This window comes from Alteromonas halophila (assembly GCF_014651815.1).
In the GTDB taxonomy this organism is placed as follows: Bacteria; Pseudomonadota; Gammaproteobacteria; order Enterobacterales; family Alteromonadaceae; genus Alteromonas; species Alteromonas halophila.
On sequence record NZ_BMXP01000006.1, the window covers coordinates 103,852 to 124,694 of the forward strand.

The following is a 20,843-nucleotide window of genomic DNA, read 5'->3' on the forward strand; positions in this document are numbered from 1 at the left end:
GAGGCCAGACCACCCGCCACGGTGATGCTGATGAGAATTATCAACAGACTTATCAACTATTTCTGTGGATAACTGATCCGGCCAGCCTCATACCAATCATGTTATAAACAGCACTACCTAAAGGGCGATGCGCTGAAACTCTGTCCACCACGATGACGGCCCTGAATTGCGCTGCATGCATTTTCGTAAGGTACCAGCCCGCCCACATACAGCTCCCACTCCTGATGAGTGAGCGGCTGGACAACTTTGTGACATATGCTTTTTTTCCAGTGCGACACATCCAAATCCCAGATCATGATCTTGCCATCTGCACTGCCACTCACCAGCGTATAGTCATGTGGAGAAAAAGACAGGCTTGTCACCCGTTCAGTATGCGCTGTCAGTTTGGGACCAATTTGACGGCGCGACTGAGTGTCTCTTAACGCTATACGCTTATCATTTCCACCGGTTGCGACAAGCGTACCATCCATGCTGAACGAAAGTGTATTTATCGCACCGTCATGACCCGTTATTGGTGCTCCTATGGGGGCTGAGCGCTCAGCGTCCCAGAACGTCAGGACGCCTTCCTCATTCCCGGAAACCAGAACATGACTGGCATTTGGGTTAAATGCAATTGCCGTTACTGGCGTCGAGTTCCCACGCAGAATACCTGACTTTTTTGCAGCCCCCTCATTGATATCCCACAAAAAGATTTGTGTATCCTCAGAGGCAGAGGCCAGCGTCTGACTGTCAGCGCTAAACGCCAGGTCGAGAATGGGTCCCTGATGACCCACTAATGTTGTAAGGTGCCTTGCGGGGTCACGTTGCCAGAGATGAACCTCTGCGTTTCTGTCGCCCACTGCGATAAATCGGTTGTCGGGGCTGTACGCCAGGCTGCTAATAACACTGGGATACATATTAATCGGTTCGGCAACCGGCGCCAGGGTCCCCACATCGTAGCGCACTATCTCGTGTTCACTTTTAAGAAAGGCCAGTTGCTGACCATCGCGGCTGAGCGCCAGATATTTACTCATGCTACCCGCTATCTGGTGTGGCTCAGTTTCATTATCGACACCACATACCATCACATCATTATTAATGCTGGCAGTGACGAGCATCGATCCATTCTGCGCAAAGCCAATACTGTTTATCGGGCTGTTCTGGCTGCAATAATGCTGCCTGTGCGGGTAGTCTGAATCGCTGACCCAGATGACAATCGAACCATCATGGCCGGCGGTACTGAATGTCTTGCCATCGGGCGCCATGGCGACATTTGTTACCTGCTCAGTATGACCCAGAAGTGGTTCCCCGAGCTTTTCTCCCGTTTTCACCAGCCACCGGTTAATTTTTCGATCCCAACCTCCAGTGATCAATACCCTGTCTTCAGGACCAAATATCGCTGACGTTATTCCCATCCCTGCTTCGGATGCAACATCATAGCGCAACGCTTTTTGCTCAAGATCCCATACCCGCAGGCTGCCGTCGCTGCCCGCTGAGGCTAGATAGCGCGAGTTGTGACTAAAACTCACATCTGTGACCCAGCCCTGGTGGCCCGTAAGAATGGGCCCTGAACGTGTGCGAGCGGCCACATCCCAAAGCTCCACTGCGCCATTTTCACGTCCTATCGCCAGCCAGGCTCCATTGGCACTAAATTCAACGCTTGACGCCCACCCGCCAGGAGCAAGAGGCAACTCAGTTAAGGGTTGCAGAGTAAAGGCGTCCCAAATGATCGCCCGACCATCCCAGCCAGAAGTCACAAATGACCTGCCATCGGGCGCAAAGTCGACCCCTACTACCCAGTCGTTATGCGCTGTTAACGACGCCGACGTTTGTGGCCCGTCCGGCGACGCCGAATGTAACGGCCAGACAATGACGGTATCATCTGTTCCCGCAGAAATAAGCAATCTGCCATCAGGGCTGAATGCAAGCGTCAAAACACTGCCCTCATGGCCAACAAGCGGGGCGCGAGCCTGTGTCATGGTAAGCAGGTCCCACAACAGTATTTCACCATTATCCAGTGCGGCAGCCAGCCAGGCTCCATCCTGACTGTATGCAATATTCATTACTGCAGACTCCGTCGCTAACACAGACTTTATTGACCGGGTTGCCAGTAATGTTGTCAACGTGGCACTGCTCGCTTCGACTGTTGGCGCAAAATTATGCGCCTGTACCCCGGCGAGCAACATGCTGACACGCAGGCTTTTATCACTGTCAAATAAGCTGCCTGCCTGCGTCGAAAGCTGTCTTGAAAGTGCCACTAGTGACAGGTCTTCTGCTTTTTTTTGCGCTTTCCACGCGGTAACTGCAATACTTGCAAAAGCCGTTACAAGTGCCACCATCAGCGCTGTCAGTAGTCTAAGCCGGTTAATACGTCGTTGGTGCTGGCGTTGTGTTAATTGAAAAAGATCAATGTCTATGAGCCCGGCAATAAGTTTTAACAACGCCAGATTTTTGCCATCTCTCCCCTCACGTACATCCGCTGCAATAGGCTCTGCCCGTTCTGATAATAACTGCCTGTCTGCGTCAACACAGTAGCGCACTGCCGGAGGAAAACATTCCTGGTCGGCATGTTTTTGCGCCGAATCCAGTGTGGATGTACGCGTTGTCTTTCGTTTTATCAATGCCTCACTGGTATCACTGGCGCGACGAAGGGGATGTGCTCCGCGCCCAGGACGTTGGTTGTGCGCTTCACTGACCGCGGGCTCTCCGTCGACAATCAGACATAAAACGCGGTCTTCCCGTCCCAGTGCTTTAAATATACACACTTCCTGGTTTACCCAATCCGACTGTGCCGCGTCTGGCGAGCAGATAACAATGAGGTAGCGTGACGCAGTGAGTGCCCGGGTAATATGATCGCCAAGCTTTGCGGCTGAGGGCAACTCTTCGCGATCTTTGAACACCGGAAAAAGCGTTTTTGGCAGAGTAAAATTTGTTTCTTTTCTGAGGCTTTTGGGAATAACAAACTTTTCCAGCGAACGATGCAGCCAGTCCGCCCAGCTGGAATCAGCATGACTGTAACTTATAAACGCATAGTATTTGTAATCGTCGGCGTTCATATACAAAAGTCGAAAAAGCAGACGTGATTTTAGTGTGCGTCAAATATGATTTTCACTGCATCATCGGCCGTTTTCTCATACATATAACCAATCGAATCGCTGCGTTCAGAAACCATACTTTTCACTGCACTTTCGTCAGACAGTCTTTTCGGTGGACGCCCTTTGCCCGTAAAGACAAGACGCGACCAGTGGGCTCTGAGCTGCGCAGGCGTCTTTTTTACTACTTTGGCGTAAAAATCATGCGTAATTGCCATGCCTTTTGGCAAATCCAGCGGCTTTACAGGTTCGCCCGATGGAAAGCGGCTTGTTCGTCCAAGGTAAATATCTCCGATCAGATCACTGGACAGGGAATCCGCCTTATTCTGGTTGTTAACAATAACCACGATTTTTTCAGAATACGCAGCAAAGGAACAAACGGTGAGCAGACTAAGTATCACTAGCAATGGTAAACGTTTTAACATAACGGGTCCTTAAATTAGTAAACAAAGCTGAGCGCAACACTGTACAGATTGATATGCTGCGGCACCGGTTGTCCGTTTTTCTGTAAATACAACGAGCCGCCAGGCTCAATTCTTTCAAACTGAGTTTTAATCGCGAGATTTTCCAGAATGTCATAACGCAGGCCAATACACCGCGTGCTGCCATCTGTCGCTATTGGACCAAATAAGCTGGTTAGCGTGGCAGTGAGTGGCGCAAGGGGACCGGCTGCAGGATAACCGGACAGAGGCAGTTCACTTTTGTTCTGACTGTCAGAATAAAACGCATAGGGCGTCCATTTTCCGAAATTATAACCGCCCAAAATGTAATAGGCGTCAGTATCAGATACATTCATATTGATGTTCCACCGTCTCTGAACATACTCTGCTGAGAACGAGAACCTATAGCCGGTATAGTGGACATCTACCGACCGGATAATTAATTTTCCGACATTGCTTATCTCATCTGCAAGCACTCCAAATTCGGGGTAAGTGCCTGCCACCGAACTCAGCGCATCTGCCAGTGCCAGCACGTCAGGCGCATCGACGCGCATTGTCCCTTGCAAATAGCCCGCTCCGCCGGACCATTCCCCACTCCTCCAGGAAAAGCGTAACCCATAGCTGTCTTTAAGCTCATACGCTGTGCGCTCGATGCCATTGTTATAAATGTTGAAGTCACGCTGTCCTGCTAGCGCCTGGATCGTTAAGTAGGTTTTGCCTGCATCCGTATTGAAAATCACATCAATGCCATCGAGGCCTGGGAACGGTACCAGCGAATAGACGTCATGTGGCATACGTACAGGTAAAAAGGCAAAGTCGACATTTGAATAGTCAGATGCTGTAAACGTAGGAAATACCGTTCTACCTAAACGAAATTTCAAATTTTCACGTGGTCTGTATGTGAGATAAGCCCATTCAATTGACGGCGAGTAGGTGTCATCGCTGTTCAGTTCAGCCAGCGCCTGAATGGTTGCTGAAAAGGTATCTGATGGCGCATAACTAAGCTGCGTTCCAATCTTGCTGTCATTTTCAAATGACCAGTTCTCACCAGCCCCTGTGGGCAGCGCAACTCTGCTGCGAAACAAGATCTCATCGCTTGAGCTTTTCGCCAGTCCCACGGTGCCAAAAAAAGAGGCTTCTACCGGCAGGTTTGCTATAGCGAAACTGTTGCATGTGAAAGTTAAAAGCCCGGCCCCACAGAAACACATTAGTTTTGTTAGCATACGCAGATGTACCATGCACAGAATTTTACGAAAGCCAGCTACACCCCTCGAAAATTCTCAGAGAGATCTATTTTTATTAGTAATCGCCAGAATTCTCTACGACATGACTACAACAATAAGGCTGTCTGAAAAACCTGAACATTTAATGCACCTTATATGACCAGACAGGTTAATAACAGACACGCCTCAATCAGCACAAGCGACTTAAACGCAATAAAAAACCAACGTCAGCGATGAGCCAACACAATAAAGGTGAATGTCGAATTGGCAGCCAATACCCTTGGCCAATTGATTCCCTGTTCAAAAAGTATACTAAGGACAAAAATCCGTCAATTTTATATCACGTAAACTTAGCCAGTTAATGACGAAACCGTTTACATGCCCATGTTCTTTGCACAGAGACAGACGCCATCGCCGCTTCTGCAATCAACAATGACAATAAATGCGTGACAGTTCATCCGTATGCTGAAATGGCCTGGGCTTGTGATGGATTGGTTAAACGTCTGACGTGCAGGACTGTGTCAAACAGAGACACGGTATTGAACAAAAAAAACCTCAGCGATTGCTGAGGTTTTTGGTGTGGTTGCGGGAGCTGGATTTGAACCAACGACCTTCGGGTTATGAGCCCGACGAGCTACCAGACTGCTCCATCCCGCGTCTGAACTGGTATTTTGCCTGATAAAATCAGACCATCTTAAATGTGGTTGCGGGAGCTGGATTTGAACCAACGACCTTCGGGTTATGAGCCCGACGAGCTACCAGACTGCTCCATCCCGCGTCTGAATTCTGTTTGAGAAAGCGGCTTCTGTGTGGCTGCCTCTCAATGTGGTGCGTATTATACATAGCAATTGCACCTTGGCAAGAGCCCAGAAGCGGTATATTTCACTTTTTTGACCGCTTGCTGGATTCTTGTCCAATCGTGTTTAATTTGACTGATATTTCTCCATTTTTTCAGCCAGTTTAAAGTCCAGTTCACTCAACCCGCCTACATCATGTGTGGTCAGGCTTACCTCTACCTTATTATAGACATTGAACCACTCTGGGTGGTGCTTTAATTTTTCTGCCCAAATGGCCATTTGTGACATCCAGCCAAACGCCCAGATAAAGCTCTTGAATTTAAAGGTTTTAGAAATTTTATCGCCTTCCCGTTGCCAGGCGACGCCATCTTCTACCATTTGATTAAGGGTGGTAAGCGCAGCCTCTACCTGCTCGTCTGTCATTTTCTCAGTCATTGTTATCCTCACTCTGAAGTGTATTGATTTATGCTGTACCAACCCTTTACGAATTGCCACCCTATGCAGATTACTGCCATTCGGGTCGCAGTAATCACACGTTTACAAAAAAGCCCGGCAAGTGCCGGGCTCGACTGTCTGATTGATAATGACTTAGAACTCAACAGCTAGCCGTGCATAGATCTGACGGCCGCGAGGATCATGCACTTTGGAGTCAAAGCCGCTGTTGGTGAAGACCTGAGGCGGCTCTTCATCGAACAAATTGATGCCCCCCAGGGTCAGGACATAGCTTTGCTGAGTGTCAAACAGGCTACCAAGATCAATATTGTATTGTGCATCCACAGTGACATAGCTGTCTATTTCCATAAACCCGTCTGGGCATCCCTCTTCATTCAGGGAGCCGTCCGCACAGTTCTGATCATCATCATAGGAGGAGATATAGCGCACAAACAGGTTAGCTGCGTGAATATCATTGTACCAGTTCAGCCCAAAATTCATGCGCAGCTCTGGCGACGACGTGCCAATATTATTGAAGTTGCGGCGTCCCGCGCCATCAATATCGCCAGCCTGTGGGTCCGCCAAATCGTATTTGGTAATGTAGGTACCCTGTAATGACGGTGTAAAGGTGCCCATACCGGTCTCAATTTTGTAGCTTGAGACAAAATCAATACCTGAGGTTTCCAGTGAGCTGGCATTCACAAAGGTATTGAATACCTGTACCAGCGGTCCGGTTTCGGGATCCCCTGCCCTCACAACGCGAGCAGGATCAGTTGGGTTCGCAGTCAACACGGCCTGCGCATTTTCCTGAATAATCAGATCCTCAAACTCAAAGTTCCAGTAGTCCAGTTCAATGGAAAAATCCCGAACCGGCTCATAGGACAAGCCAACGTTCCACGCTGTGGACTCTTCTGGCTTCAAATCGTCGTTACCACTGGTCCTGACCGCAGCGAAAGCAGTGGCCCGCTGAACAGGATCGGTTAATTCCTGCAAACTGGTTGAACCGCCCGAACTTAAGAATACCGTGGGGGCCCGGAAAGACGTGGAAACAGAACCACGCAACGAAAGCTCATCACTGACCTGATAGGTCATGGCCAGTTTTGGATCCAGCGTATTGCCAATGCTGCCGCCGTAGTCTTCAAAACGTGCCGCAATTTGTACATCCCAGTTTTCGGTCACAGGCAGCGCCAGCTCTGCAAACAGTGCCCAGACTTCAATTTCGCCACTGATATCCGGGTTGCCGATGACAAAGGTGAAGCTGTCCTGATTGGCCAGCGCATCATAATCCTGACTCAGCTCGTTTCTTCGGTACTGTGCACCAATAGCGAGCCCCGCGTATCCGGCATCCATTTCGAAGGCGTCAAACGAGGTCAGCGCTTCAATGACTTCCAGATCGGCTTTGGAGTCGATCACTTCCTCTGCGGTAAACGAGTCGACCACATACTGCGAGTTTGGCGCGGTCGTGTAAGAAGTAGCAAAGGGATTAAAATACTCACAGGCTCCCTCACCTGGCGTACCTGATACGGGATTACAGTCGGCACCACCTAAACCGTTCAGGGCCAGCTGAAACTCAGTATTCAGAACATCGGGTACCCGGAATAAGAAGTCGTTGGTGGCACGGGTGTAATTAACTTCCCAGAAACCCGCGTCCAGTTCACCAGTCAGGCTGGTACTGAAACGCACGGTATCAGACTCGGTGTTAGCCGGGTCTCCAGGGAACCCGTTACCCTCGGCTCTGCCAAAAAATGCTGCCGGCTGGCCAAAGGGGTTCTGCGGGTGTGTTGTCGGCACAATGGGTGAGGTCAGGATAGGAAAGCTCGGTGCCCCTCCCCGCTCAGCCCGGTTGCGGGCCATACCAAACTCGGCGCGCCAGGTGAGAGTATCTGACAACTCATACACGGCACTGGTAAACATGTTTAAGCGCGACTCATCAGGCACATAGGAATAAAAAGGGCCGAAGTCAAAGCCACACAACCCGACGTCAAGACCGGGAATGGTGCCACTGGGCGCCCGAATATCGGGATAGCCGCCAAACTGCTCACAGCCATAAGGGTCAATGATAGGAACACCCGGTAACGTCGGTAAGAAGTAGGTACCCGGATTGCCCAGCGCACTGGTGTCATCTTCAGGGCGGCTTAAGCGCCTATCGGATATGAATAAAGGCGATCGGTTAGTATAACTAACCGCCGCCATCACATTGCCGTTGTCGCCGGACATTCCCCACAGCCCCTGCAATACATATTCTTTATTATCCCCATGCGCACCGTCCTGGTAGTCCATGGTGATCATGGCCCCCTCGTAGTTACGCCTGGTAATAAAGTTAACCACGCCCGCCACTGCATCTGAGCCGTAAAGTGCTGACGCGCCATCTTTCACAACTTCCATGCGATCTATGGCAATCATAGGAACCAGTGAACTGGTATCGACAAAATTCAGTCCTTCATTGGTTTGCTGTGCCGTTACTACCTGGCGCCGGTTGTTGAGTAACACCAGTGTTGATGCCACTCCCAGGCCGCGCAGGTTGATGTTGGATGTACCGGCTGTGGCATTTTGAGTAAAGGCATCAGGATTATTCTCTGCCCCGGTATTAATGGTCAGTGTTTGCGTGATATCGGCTATGTTTTTTGCGCCTATGGCGTCAATGGCAACACTGTCAACCACCGCAAGTGGCGACGGAGAATCGAAGTTTTCACTTCGTCTGACAAAGCTACCGGTCACCAGAATAAGCTCAACATCCTGCGAGGACGGCTTGTCTTCATCGTCACTAGTCTGAGCAAAAACAGGGAGAGTCGTAGAGAACAAAACGGAACTGATTAGCGCAGCCAGCGCTTTTTTACGCGTTTTCATCATGTGTTTTCCAGTTGTGTACCCACCACCTTCATCACCTTATGCAAGGCTCTGAGCGTGGTCAGGCTGTGTGCATTATTTTTATGAGGCGACTACACCCTGCCTACCTAAAGAAGGCGATAAACATGTCCGCTACCTTCCCTAGGTAGTATGGCCGATTCCTTTTTTTTGTAAATTTTTTGTAAATAATATGTTTACATTAATTTTACACATGGTCTGACCAGTTCCGTTCTATGCCCGTGTGAAAACGGCGGCTGCCTGGAAGCAAGCGTAAGCACCAGTTTTTCAGTGCAAAAGTGCGCTGATAGCAAAAAAAGACCGTATAAGCGACGGAAACCTTTTTGCCCGGTCGACTGAAAGTGTTATGGAGGGACTATGGAGCTACCAAAACTAAATGAAGTATATGCGCTGATTTCGGACAAGCTGGAAACATGGCTGGAAACCGGTATCAAGCATTTACCGAACTTAGTGGTTGCATTCTTAATTGCCATTATCTTTGGCATTGCCGCCAAACTGGTGGGACATGCGGTACGCCGGGTAATGCGTCGTACATTCGAGTCAACGCAGATAGCTGATTTGCTTACATCCTTCATCAAAATCACTATCGTCATTGCCGGTATCTTTATCGCATTAGATTTTGTTGGCCTTCGTGGCACGGTTACCTCATTACTAGCTGGCGCGGGGATTGTCGGACTGGCCATCGGCTTTGCTTTTCAGGATATGACCGAAAACCTGATTGCCGGTATCGCCATGGGCATAAGAAAGCCATTTCAGATTGGCGATGTCATAGAGGCCGAGGGTGTATTTGGTAAAGTCGAAAGTATCAATCTCAGGAATACGCTGGTCGAAACATTTTTCGGGCAGCGGGAAATCATTCCTAATAAGATCCTGTTTCGTAACATCCTGACCAATTATTCCGCATTGGGCAAACGGCGGATAGAAGTACCGGTGGGCATTTCCTATGCCGATGATCCAGCAAAAGCGGCTGATGTGATCACCGAAGCAATAAACGAGAAGGACTATGTCATCAATAAGGACGACACATCCGTGTTTGCGGCCGGCTTCGGCGATTCGAGTGTTAATTTACTGGTATGGTTCTGGATTGACTACCCCGGTCAGCAGGGCTTTATGTCAGCCCGCCATGATGCGGTTCTTACAGTTAAAAAAGTGCTTGAAGAAAACGACATCCTTATTCCTTTTCCAATCAGAACTCTGGATTTTGCCGCCAAAGGCGGTGAAAAGCTCGATACCATGCTGTCTACGCTTAAAGGCAGTAGTAAAGAACGTAAAACGGAAAATACATCCGGCCAGAATAGCTCGGGCGACCAAAGTAGCGACAATTCCAGCGATTAGCATTGATACTGGTCGCAAACAATAACCTTCAAAGGAGAACATTATGCAATTTTTATTAAACTCTAAACTGATGCGCACATCTTTCGCCGCGCTTTTACTGGCCTTTTTCGCGTCTGTAGCGGGAGGCTGTGCCACTATGGAAGGCGCAGGCAAAGACATTCAGTCTGCGGGAGAAGCGTTAGAGGATGAAGCGGAAGAGGCCTCGAATTAAGCAGTAACAGCGCTTAGTAACACCACCAGGGCTGCCAAAGGCAGCCTTTTTTATGGGCATAAACCGTATTTGCTATACGCTGTCGTGGCTATTTAGGAATAACCAGCATTAAAAAGGTGCCGGCCATCGCCAGTTTTTCTGCATCACGTAATTCACATTCAGCGGCTATTTTATATAGGTGCCCTGCACGCTTCTGATGAATAGACGTTACCCTAAATGAAAAGCGAATCGCATCATTGCATCGAACCGGCTCCAGAAATCGCAGACTGTCTACCCCATAGTTGATGACCGAGGCTATCTGTGGCGAATCGGCCACCACGCTGTCAAAGGCTTTCGGCATTAGCGACGCAGTGAAAAAACCATGGGCAATAGTAGTACCGAACGGACTTTCCTGCTCACAGCGCTGCGGATCGGTGTGGATCCACTGATGATCGTTGGTCGCCTCCGCAAACTGGTCAATACTGTGTTGCGTGATGTCGTGCCACTCACGCTGCTGCAATTCATCACCTACTTCCAACTGCAGGAGTGTTTTCATAATTCCGGTCCTGTAACATTCTGATAATGACAAAGGTACTATTAGATGGTTGAATAATTCAATAAAGATTTAATAATATAAACTTATTGAAAAAGCGACATGTGTCGCACCAGTCATTAATGGGAATTACTATGAATCTCAACCGCATAGATTTAAATTTATTTGCAGTTTTCGATGCAATCTATACGGCGGGCAGCCTGACAAAAGCTGCTGATGTACTTTGTATCACGCAGCCCGCTGTCAGTAATTCTCTGGCCCGTTTGCGGGAAATGCTTAACGACCCTCTTTTTGTCAGAACAGGGCATTCAATGACGCCCACGCCGGTTGCTCAGAATATCATAGTCCCTGCACGTCAGGCGTTATCACTGCTACGCAAAAGTGTGCAGGAGAGCCAGAAGTTTGACCCCCTGTCAGCGGAAAAAGCATTTAACTTTGCCAGCCGCGATCTGCTGGAGGTGGTTATTCTTCCGCGCCTGATGGCAAAGCTGCAGACTAAAGCGCCCAATATTCAGTTAACTAACTATGAAATTGCCCGTAGTCAGGTGGTCTCTGCAATGGCAAGCGGCACTCTGGACTTTTTTGCCGATGCGTCAGCATTCACTGACCCACATTTGCGCAAAGAAAAAATCGCGCAGGACCGTTTGGTCGTTATGGCACGAAAAAATCATCCGGCACTCAAGCAAGGGCTGGATCTGCCCACCTTTTTGCAGCTGGGGCATATTAATGTGTCGCACCGCAAATCGGGGGCTGGCCCTATTGATATAGCGCTGGACAAGCTCGGCAAGAAACGAAAGGAAGTCATGCGGGGTCAGCACTTTCTCACTGTACCCAGTGCCATTGCCAAAACCGACCTGGTCGCCTGTTTACCTTATCACCTGGCCAAACATTACGACCTGGCTATCTACGAGCTACCATTCGACCTTCCCCCGGTAGAGTATTTCCTTTACTGGCATGTCAGTGCCGATCATGACAGCGCACACCGCTGGATGCGCGATTTAATTATGGAAGTCGCTCACGCTTACCGGCCTCACTAGCGAGGATATAAGTACTCCTTCCTAAGATATGAAAACGTATACTTAAGTATTATCACAAGGCTATTCCTCTCACGTTAGTTAGGGTTTAATGCATCTCGTTCAAAGACATCCAACTTAACTTTTGAGGAATTAACCATGTTGAAAATTGTTAAAACTTCTCTGCTTTTCGCTGCTCTGGGTATTTCTGGCGTAGCTAACGCAAACATCAATGAAGCACTTGCGAATATCTGTACTATCGTTCAGGCCGACGACAAAGGTGAACTGCGCAAGAAAATGCGTATGGTTCAGTCAGACTTCCGTCTGAAACTGCATGATTACTACAGCGGTATCTCATGTGACGGTAACAGCCTTATCCGTACTGCGGTACTGAATAACGCCGTGGAAACCGGCACACTGATGGTTAAGAAAATGCCAAGTCGTGATCTGCAGGCGCCAGAAGCAGACGGCAAAACGCTGCAAGCCTGGATTGCAGAGCAGGGCCAGCAAGGCAGCCCTATTGCTGCGGAACTTAAAGGCCGCATCTAACCCCAATTTTCACCATGTGAAACCTTTTTCAACATGGTTGCAGATACGCTCTGCACTCCAAAGGCGGCCTTCGGGTCGCCTTTCCTTTTGTCCAGCTTCTCACTGTCAACTGCGTCCCTCACCAATACAGACGATAACGAAGCTATTAAGCATTGTGCGACTGAAGCTGGCTACGTTTTCCACGCTTCAAAGCTTTGTCTGCCCCCCTCTTTGCGCCGAATTACGACACCGGTTCCTCACTTTTTTGTGCTGCAAACAGGACTACGCCAATAGCAGGTCGGGGCGTGCAGTTTTTCATGTCAACGCTTTTAAATTAGCGAATGCGGGCTCTGGTGGGCGATGATGCTCATCAGCAATATGCGTCCGCACACTCTGTGATATGCAGGCCTGAGCGACGCCTCCGATCACAAAATAATACGTGTAGGCGCTTAGGGTATAAATAAATATAACAGTGTATCGGGCAGCATGTTTTTTATACAAAAGTATTAGGCTTTAATAGTTCACAAGTTAACCAGTTCACTTAACCAGAAGGAAATTAACCATGTTGAAAATTGTTAAAACTTCTATTGCTGTAACGATTGCTTCTTTGTCTTTTGCTAACGTTGCTAATGCCGGAATCGAAGACGACCTGGCGAATATTTGTCACATCGTCCAGGCCGATGACAAAGGCGAGTTACGTAAGAAAATGCGTCGTGTACAAACCGATTACCGCCTCAAGCTGCACGATTACTACACAGGTATTTCTTGTGGCGGCAACAGCCTGATTCGTACCGCAGTACTGAGCAACGCAGTTGAAACCGGCACGCTACTGGTGAAAAAAATGCCTAGCCGCGACCTGGAGAAGCCAGAGTCTGACGGTAAAACACTGCAGGCATGGATTGCTGAGCAAGGGCACCAGAGCAGCCCTATCGCAGCGGAGTTAGACGACCGTATTTAAAAATAAAAATTCACCATGTGAACCTATTTCAACATGGTAGCGGAGCACGCTCCGCCCTCGTGGCTCCGAAAGGAGCCACACCCTTCCTCCCCCTTTCAGTATAGCTTTTTATACATCGCAGTAATCCAGAGCGTCGATCTGCCCTGTTAACGGGTGACTAATTCGCCACATTTGGCCTCATGGTGGGGACAAACACAGAAAGTAAGGTGTGTATACTGTCGCACGTTCGGTTTTGTCTTATTATTTGCTGCCAGGCAACAACCGCTCACACCAGTAATAGTGAAGCCCTTTTTAGATCACGTTAGTCGCTACTACCTATGTGCGTGAGCAGATGCTGCGCAACCCAGTCTGGCTGCTCCCGGTGTAACCAGTGCGTCGCATGACGATGTCTTATCACGGTCAGATCACTTACCCAGTCTTCCAGGCACGTGAGAACAGCTTCATCAAAAGCGTCATCCTGACAGCCCCATAACACCTGCACAGGCACTGTCAGCGTGAGCGATGGAATACGGATCGCATCTGCCTGAGCTTTTGTTACAGGAACACCCTGAGGCATGGCCCGGTAGTAGGCCAGCATCGCATCCAGCTTATCGGTATCTGACCAGTTACTGACAAGCCGTTTTGCGTAGGCGTCACCGTTAAGGTTAAGGCTATCGCCCATAATACGTTTAAGCAGCCTGAAATCTCTGCCAGCCAGTTCCTGTGCCATACCCGGCTGATTCAGCGTATTAATGTACAGGCTTTTTTGCTGCTGACGCGGATTGGTTTTAAGCTCCCGTACAAAGGTGCTGGGATGGGCAGCGTTGATGATGGTCAGCGTGCTGATGCTGTCACTATAAAACCCGGCCAGCGGCCAGGCCAGTGCGCCGCCCCAGTCATGGCCTACCAGGTGCACGGGCACTGTCGCAACCTTTTGAATAAACTTATTAAGCCGTGCGCACAGTGGCCCCACCTCATAGTCGCTGTCACTGGCAAGCGGCGCCGACTCACCAAAGCCAGGCAAGTCCGGGATCACAATGTGCAGGTTGTCTGGCAGATGGGATATAACCGGCAGCCAGGCCTGCGCGCATTCTGGAAAGCCATGCAGCAAGACAACGACCGGCGCGCCGGCGGTGGTGGCCTGACGCTGCAGATAGTGAATATTCTGTCCGTCAATCGTGCATGTTAATTCGTCGATACCCATCACCTGTTATACATAAAAACCAGCCATAACCGATGCTGGCCGGCTATGACTGGCTATTTCAGTACTTACTCTGGCGCGAACATGCTCTCAGACATGCCCATCAGATTATCTGAGCCAGACTGAATAGCTGATACCAGCGAGCGGGTGCGGGTCAGAATGCGATCAAAATAGAAGCCACAGGTTTGCAGCTTGGCATTGTAAAAATCACTTTCTGTTGCGCCGTTATCCAGCGCCTGCTGTGCTTTAACTGCCATTTTCAGCCAGAAATACGCCACGGTGACGTAGCCTGAGTACATCAGATAATCAACAGCCGCCGCACCAAGCTCTTCAGGGTTACCGGCTGCCGATTTACCAATATCCTGAGTTAGCTGCTGCCATTCATCCAGATGCGAATTCAGCGCATTAGTCCAGGCACTGAACTGTGGCTGACCACGTAATTGCTCGGTAAAGTCCCGGACCTCCTGCACAAACACATTCAGCAGTTCACCTTTCGAGCCCAGGACCTTGCGGGCCAGCAGATCAATGGCCTGGATCCCGGTAGTCCCCTCGTACATAGTACAAATGCGGGTATCTCTGGCAAGCTGCTCCATTCCCCATTCTTTAATGTAGCCATGTCCGCCGTATACCTGCATGCCGTAACTGGTGGTTTCCTGCGCTGTTTCGGTCAGAAAGGCTTTTACAATCGGCGTCAGCAATGCCAGCTTAGCGTCAGCGGTTTGTCTGGCCGCCTCATCCTGACTGTACAGCGTCACATCGACCTGCTGCATGCAGTAACAAGACAGTGCGCGGTTGCCTTCCGCAAACGCTTTCTGGGTGAGCAGCATACGCCTGACATCCGGATGAACAATAATGGGATCGGCCGGGCTGTCCGGCTTTTTCACGCCACTAAGTGAACGAAACTGTGTACGGTCTTTGGCATAGCGAAGCGCGCCCTGAAAGGCCGCTTCTGAGGCTGCCAGCCCTTCTACACCGGTACCAATCCGCGCTTTGTTCATAAAAGTGAACATGCAGTTCAGACCACGATTTGGCTCGCCAATCAAATAGCCTTTGGCGCCATCAAAGTTGATCACGCAGGTGGCGCTGGCCTTGATCCCCATCTTATGTTCGATACTGCCGCAGTGAACGGCATTGCGATCCTGGATTTCACCGGCTTCTGACACATTGAACTTAGGTACAACAAACAAAGAAATTCCCTTGGTGCCCTGCGGTGCATCCGGCAGGCGCGCCAGCACGATGTGGACAATATTATCTGATAAATCGTGCTCACCGGCAGAGATAAAGATCTTTGTGCCGGTCAGGCTGTAACTGCCATCATCATTAGGCTCTGCACGGCATTTCAGCATGCCTAAGTCCGAGCCGCAGTGCGCTTCGGTGAGACACATTGTGCCAGTCCAGGTGCCTTCGATAAGCTTTGGCAGAAACCGCTGTTGCTGTTCTTCACTGCCGTGTGCCAGCAATGTTGACATACAGCCCTGACTCAGCCCCGGGTACATCGCCCAGGAGTGATTGGCGCCGGAAAACCACTCTGCAATGCTTGACGCCAGCGAGTACGGCAACGCCTGGCCACCAAACTCTTCTGGCTGCGCCATGCCTGTCCAGCCACCCTCAACGTATTGCTGATAGGCTTCCTTAAAGCCGGCCGGCGTCGTAACCACACCGTCGTCCCACTTACACCCTTCTTCATCACCAGAAGCATTGATGGGCGCAAGACTGTTTTCAGCAAATTTTGCTGCTTCGGAAAAAATGGCGGTCACCAGATCTTCGGCTACCTCGTCGAAGCCCAGTGTCTGATAGTGAGCCTGATAGTCAAGCAACTCCTGGGTTACAAACAGAGTGTCGCGTTGTGGTGCTTTATAATCTTGCATACTCTTACCTATATCACTTCAAAGAGACCGGCGGCACCCATGCCACCACCGATACACATGGTACAAACAACGTATTTGGCGTTGCGTCGTTTGCCTTCAATCAGTGCGTGCCCGACCATGCGGGCGCCACTCATACCGTAAGGGTGGCCAATTGAAATTGCGCCGCCGTTTACATTCATTAACTCATTGGGGATCCCCAGTTTGTCGCGGCAATACAATACCTGTACGGCGAACGCTTCATTGAGCTCCCACAGACCAATATCCTCAATGCCCAGCCCGTGTTGTCTGAGCAATTTAGGAATAGCGAATACCGGTCCGATCCCCATTTCATCAGGTTCACAGCCCGCCACAGCGATACCCCGGTAGATCCCCAGTGGCTGACATGACTGACTGGCCGCCACATGACTGTCCATCAGAACGCAGGCGCTGGCACCATCGGATAACTGACTGGCATTGCCCGCCGTGATACAGCCACCTTCAATCACCGGGAACAGGCCCTTAAGCCCTTCCAGTGAGGTTTCCGGCCGGTTCCCTTCATCCTGACTTAACGTCACCGTTTGCTCGGTTTTTTCGCCGGAGGCCTTGTCGACGACAACTTTGACCGCCTCAATGGGTACAATCTCCTCATCAAAGCGTCCCGCCTGCTGCGCCGCAGCGGTGCGCATCTGGCTCTGATAGCCATAGTCATCCTGACTGTCACGGCTGATGTTATACCGGTTTGCTACCACTTCTGCGGTTTTAAGCATTGGCATGTAAATATCCGGATGACGGGCGACAAGGGCCGGATCAGTGGCCCGGTACATGTTCATATGTTCATTCTGGACCAAAGAGATGCAATCCAGGCCGCCGGCGACCATCACATCGGCTTCGCTGGTCTGAATATGTTTAGCTGCAGTAGCAATGGCATACATGCCTGAACTGCACTGGCGGTCAAGCGTCATACCCGCCACACTGACAGGCAGCCCGCCAGCAAGCGCAGCAAGGCGCCCGATATTCATACTGCCGGTGCCCTGTGTCAGGGCACAGCCCATGATCACGTCGTCAACGCTGTCAGGGTCTACGCCTGCCCGGCTGACCGCGTGTTTGATGGCATGCCCTCCCAGAGACGGCCCAGGCAGGTTATTCAGCGCCCCTTTGTAGGCACGGCCAATGGGTGTTCTTGCTGTGCTGACGATGACTGCATCACGCATGAGACTGCTCCTTCTGATAGGCGCCAAATGTCTTGTTTTCTGCCGCCAGTTTCTTCACCAGATCACTGGCGGTTAACCACATGCTGCCGTATTCGCCACATGCTTTCTGGTAATGTTCAAGCCGTTCAAGAAGCGTTGCAGGCCCGATTTCATCGGCATAGTGCATCGGCCCGCCCCGGTATACCGGGAAGCCATACCCATACACATAAATGACATCAATATCGCTGGGCTTGTCGGCAATACCCTCTTCCAGGATCTGCGCGCCTTCATTGATCAGGGTATACAGGCAGCGCACCAGAATTTCCTCATCAGAAATATCCTCTCGCTGCGCAATGCCCAGACGCTGCGCTTCTTCTCTGGCAATATCCAGCACGGCGGGATCAGGAATCGGTACGCGGCTTCCCTCCTCATACAGGTACACGCCTTTTCCGGCTTTAAGCCCTACCCGCCCCTGTTCAACCAGCCGGTCCGAGACCACGGCATAGCTGGGATCATGGGCAATCGCTTGTTGCCGTGACTGACGGACAAAGTAACCAATATCCAGGCCTGCCATATCACCCATAGTGAAGGGCCCCATTGGCATGCCAAAGTCAGTGATGACACGGTCAATGCGCTCCGGCGTAGCGCCTTCCAGAAGTAGCCGGTTTGCCTCACGGGCATAGGGCTCCAGCATCCGGTTGCCAACAAAGCCAAAGCACACGCCAACCAGTACCGGCACTTTTTTGATACGTTTAGCCATCTGCATACAGGATTTAATGACATCTGCACTGGTGTCACTGGTTTTCACCACTTCCAGCAGCTTCATTACATTCGCTGGCGAAAAGAAATGCAGACCAATGACATCGGAAGGCCTCGACGTTACTGCGGCAATCTGATTAATATCCAGTGTTGAGGTATTGGTCGCCAGAATCGCACCGCGCTTGCATACAGCATCCATTTGTTCAAATACCGCCTGCTTGACTTCCAGTTTTTCGAACACGGCCTCAATCACTAAATCAGCGTCATTGATGGCTGACATATCCGTCGCTGGCGACAGCATGGCCATACGCTGTTCTACATCCCCTTCGGAGATTCGTCCCTTACGCATAGAGCTTTCATAATTTTTACGGATCACCGACAGGCCTTTATCCAGCGCCGACTGCTCACGCTCGACCAGCGTCACCGGTATGCCGGCATTCGCAAAGTTCATGGCAATACCGCCGCCCATGGTACCGGCACCAATCACAGCAACACTTTTGATAGCGCGTGTCTCGGTTGTTTTATCGAAATCACTGACATGCGAGGCCGCGCGTTCCGCGAAGAAAAAGTGCTGTTGTGCCCGCGCCTGAGGGGTGTCCATGCAGGCCATAAATAGTTCCTGCTCGCGTTTCAGGCCTTGCGCAAATGGCAGTGTAAAAGCAGCCTTCACTGCCTCGATACATTGAGCAGGGGCAAAAAATCCTTTCATTTTCTTTTCTACGCCGGTCTGATACTGCTCAAACACCGCCTGAGTTTGCTGATCCATCGACAGTGAGTTTTCACAGGTAGGACGCACATCACTGGCTGACAACGTACCAATATAGTCACTGACGATATCGGCAAGGTGCTGCTGATTGTCAGCGAGTTTGTCAAACACCCCCTTCAGTTCTAGCACTGGCCGTGGTTTACCGGTCACGATCATCTCCAGCGCTGTCACTGCACTGGCCAGACGCGGCAGACGCTGTGTACCACCAGCACCAGGCAAAATCCCCAGGTTGACTTCCGGTAGCCCCACTTTATTGTCTGCCACCGAAATTCGGTAATGACAGGCCAGCGCAAGCTCCAGGCCGCCGCCAAAGGCAGGACCTGGAAGTACTGCCACCACTGGCTTTGGCGCCTGCTCGATGGCATTGAGCACATCCGGTAACATGGGCGACTGGGGCGCGTCGGAAAACTCACTGATATCCGCACCGGCACTGAACATCGGAAGTGCCGACGTGATCACTATTGCAGTAACAGACGCATCGTTTACCGCCTGTTCAAGGTTTTCCTGCAACTGTGTTCTGACGGCGAGGGATAAGGCATTGACCGGTGCATTATTCAGCGTAAAGGTGGCAATACCGTTTTCAACCCGATAACTAACCAGTACCTGTGATTCTGTCATTGTTCTGTTCCAATTTTGCACACTGACGATGATGTTAGGGCAGCCTTATGAATCAGCCAAGTTTATTGGCTTTATAGACACCCATTAAAATATTTGATACTTACCCACCCCCTTATCGATCCTGCGATGTACCGCCTTTGCTTCTCTGTAGCGCAGTTCACAATGTTGACAGCGTTTGAATTGAGTGCTTTTTTGACAACACTCCGTTGTCTGCGCTGCGTCTCTGGCGGGCAACCGGGACACTGCTGACGATATCCGTCTGCAAATTCGCATAACTATGAGGGCCCGACATGGACGCGTTACTTAACTTTCACAATCAGGTGGTTATTATTACTGGCGCCGCCAATGGCTTTGGCAGGCTGCTCGCCCATGAACTGGCGACCCGTGGTGCCAGACTGGTACTCAGTGACATCGACGAGGAAAACCTGAAACGCTGTAAAGACGAGCTTGCAACACACACGCAGGTGGTCTCTGTCAGTGGCAGTGTGGCCGATGAGGCATTAGCCCGGACACTGGTTGAAACTGCGCAGTCTCAGTTTGGCCAGCTGGATATCGCGGTCAATAATGCCGGTATTGCGCATACGCCCGGCCCAACGCACGAAATGACCGAAGACATTATTGATACGCAAATGGCGGTGAATCTCAAGGGGGTGATGTTTGGCATGAAGTATCAAATCCCTGCCATGCTGGCGAACGGCCGGGGGCATGTATTAAATGTCAGCTCACTGGCCGGACTGGGTGGTGCCCCCAAAGGCGCCGCCTATGCAGCCGCTAAACATGCGGTGGTTGGCGTAACACGCACAGCCGCGGTGGAATACGGCCGCAAAAATGTGCGCGTAAATGCCATCTGCCCGTTTTACAGTCCCACCAATATCCTGGATATGGACGGGTACACGTCTAAAGAAGCCCGTGACCAGCTGGCAGCTGGCTGCCCCATGAAACGTCTGGCACAGCCACAGGAAGTCGTCAATGCCATGGTATTGATGCTCTCTCCTTTAAACTCCTACATGAACGGTCAGAGCATCGCTGTGGATGGTGGCGTGACTGCGTGGTAACACTGAGGGCTGACGTGCCGTCA

At 50.6% G+C, this 20,843-nt stretch carries 16 protein-coding genes and 2 tRNA genes; 6 read left to right on the plus strand and 12 right to left on the minus strand.

Annotation, left to right across the window (positions count from 1 at the left end; translation table 11 throughout):
• Positions 1-113: 113 nt before the first annotated feature.
• The 7 genes from IE054_RS12430 to IE054_RS12460 form a co-directional block, all read right to left on the minus strand.
• Positions 114-3,035, minus strand: coding sequence for a TIR domain-containing protein (locus IE054_RS12430; protein WP_189406808.1), 2,922 nt, complete (start codon positions 3,033-3,035; stop codon positions 114-116).
• Between the two features lie 29 nt (positions 3,036-3,064).
• A complete protein-coding gene (locus tag IE054_RS12435; RefSeq protein WP_189406811.1) occupies positions 3,065-3,496 on the minus strand; it encodes a type 2 periplasmic-binding domain-containing protein in 432 nt (143 codons plus the stop codon).
• Between the two features lie 14 nt (positions 3,497-3,510).
• Entirely contained in the window at positions 3,511-4,596 is a 1,086-nt protein-coding gene (locus IE054_RS12440; RefSeq protein WP_189406813.1) for a hypothetical protein, read from the minus strand.
• A 718-nt stretch (positions 4,597-5,314) separates the two neighbouring features.
• Positions 5,315-5,391 (minus strand) — tRNA-Met (locus IE054_RS12445).
• A gap of 44 nt (positions 5,392-5,435) precedes the next feature.
• Positions 5,436-5,512 (minus strand) — tRNA-Met (locus IE054_RS12450).
• 145 nt (positions 5,513-5,657) lie between these two features.
• Entirely contained in the window at positions 5,658-5,966 is a 309-nt protein-coding gene (locus tag IE054_RS12455) for a 4a-hydroxytetrahydrobiopterin dehydratase (RefSeq protein WP_189406815.1), read from the minus strand.
• Between the two features lie 153 nt (positions 5,967-6,119).
• Positions 6,120-8,810 carry a TonB-dependent receptor plug domain-containing protein gene (locus IE054_RS12460; RefSeq protein ID WP_189407027.1) on the minus strand — a complete coding sequence of 897 codons (2,691 nt, stop codon included), beginning with the start codon at positions 8,808-8,810 and terminating at the stop codon, positions 6,120-6,122.
• Between the two features lie 375 nt (positions 8,811-9,185).
• Between IE054_RS12460 and IE054_RS12465 the strand changes: the two genes are divergently transcribed.
• A complete protein-coding gene (locus IE054_RS12465; protein WP_189406817.1) occupies positions 9,186-10,163 on the plus strand; it encodes a mechanosensitive ion channel family protein in 978 nt (325 codons plus the stop codon).
• Positions 10,164-10,206: 43 nt separating this feature from the next.
• Positions 10,207-10,374 (plus strand): entericidin A/B family lipoprotein, encoded by a 168-nt coding sequence (locus IE054_RS12470; RefSeq protein WP_229805126.1) that lies wholly within the window; start codon positions 10,207-10,209, stop codon positions 10,372-10,374.
• 88 nt (positions 10,375-10,462) lie between these two features.
• Here IE054_RS12470 and IE054_RS12475 read toward each other — a convergent pair whose 3' ends face one another.
• Positions 10,463-10,909, minus strand: a complete 447-nt coding sequence (locus IE054_RS12475) for a MaoC/PaaZ C-terminal domain-containing protein (protein ID WP_189406820.1) — start codon at positions 10,907-10,909, stop codon at positions 10,463-10,465.
• A 131-nt stretch (positions 10,910-11,040) separates the two neighbouring features.
• On the opposite strand from IE054_RS12475, the gene IE054_RS12480 reads away from it, so the two are divergent.
• From IE054_RS12480 to IE054_RS12490, 3 genes are all read left to right on the plus strand, one after another.
• Positions 11,041-11,943: a LysR family transcriptional regulator gene (locus IE054_RS12480; RefSeq protein ID WP_189406822.1), complete on the plus strand. Its 903-nt coding sequence runs from the start codon at positions 11,041-11,043 to the stop codon at positions 11,941-11,943.
• A 135-nt stretch (positions 11,944-12,078) separates the two neighbouring features.
• Complete coding sequence (locus IE054_RS12485) at positions 12,079-12,468, plus strand: DUF3718 domain-containing protein (protein ID WP_189406824.1); 390 nt, start codon at positions 12,079-12,081, stop codon at positions 12,466-12,468.
• 541 nt (positions 12,469-13,009) lie between these two features.
• Positions 13,010-13,405 (plus strand): DUF3718 domain-containing protein, encoded by a 396-nt coding sequence (locus tag IE054_RS12490; RefSeq protein ID WP_189406827.1) that lies wholly within the window; start codon positions 13,010-13,012, stop codon positions 13,403-13,405.
• 301 nt (positions 13,406-13,706) lie between these two features.
• On the opposite strand, the gene IE054_RS12495 is transcribed toward IE054_RS12490, so the two are convergent.
• The 4 genes from IE054_RS12495 to IE054_RS12510 all read right to left on the minus strand — a co-directional run bounded on the left by IE054_RS12495 (position 13,707) and on the right by IE054_RS12510 (position 19,765).
• On the minus strand, positions 13,707-14,588 hold the full coding sequence (locus IE054_RS12495; RefSeq protein WP_229805127.1) for an alpha/beta fold hydrolase: 882 nt from the start codon (positions 14,586-14,588) through the stop codon (positions 13,707-13,709).
• Between the two features lie 65 nt (positions 14,589-14,653).
• Positions 14,654-16,453 (minus strand): acyl-CoA dehydrogenase C-terminal domain-containing protein, encoded by a 1,800-nt coding sequence (locus tag IE054_RS12500; protein WP_189406832.1) that lies wholly within the window; start codon positions 16,451-16,453, stop codon positions 14,654-14,656.
• An 8-nt stretch (positions 16,454-16,461) separates the two neighbouring features.
• The gene (locus tag IE054_RS12505) at positions 16,462-17,643 is read right to left on the minus strand and encodes an acetyl-CoA C-acyltransferase (RefSeq protein WP_189406834.1); all 1,182 of its coding nucleotides are present in this window, start codon (positions 17,641-17,643) and stop codon (positions 16,462-16,464) included.
• Positions 17,636-19,765 carry a 3-hydroxyacyl-CoA dehydrogenase NAD-binding domain-containing protein gene (locus IE054_RS12510; RefSeq protein WP_189406837.1) on the minus strand — a complete coding sequence of 710 codons (2,130 nt, stop codon included), beginning with the start codon at positions 19,763-19,765 and terminating at the stop codon, positions 17,636-17,638. Before IE054_RS12510 ends, IE054_RS12505 begins: the two co-directional genes overlap by 8 nt.
• A gap of 290 nt (positions 19,766-20,055) precedes the next feature.
• Between IE054_RS12510 and IE054_RS12515 the strand changes: the two genes are divergently transcribed.
• Positions 20,056-20,820, plus strand: coding sequence for an SDR family NAD(P)-dependent oxidoreductase (locus IE054_RS12515; RefSeq protein ID WP_189406839.1), 765 nt, complete (start codon positions 20,056-20,058; stop codon positions 20,818-20,820).
• Positions 20,821-20,843 lie beyond the last annotated feature (23 nt).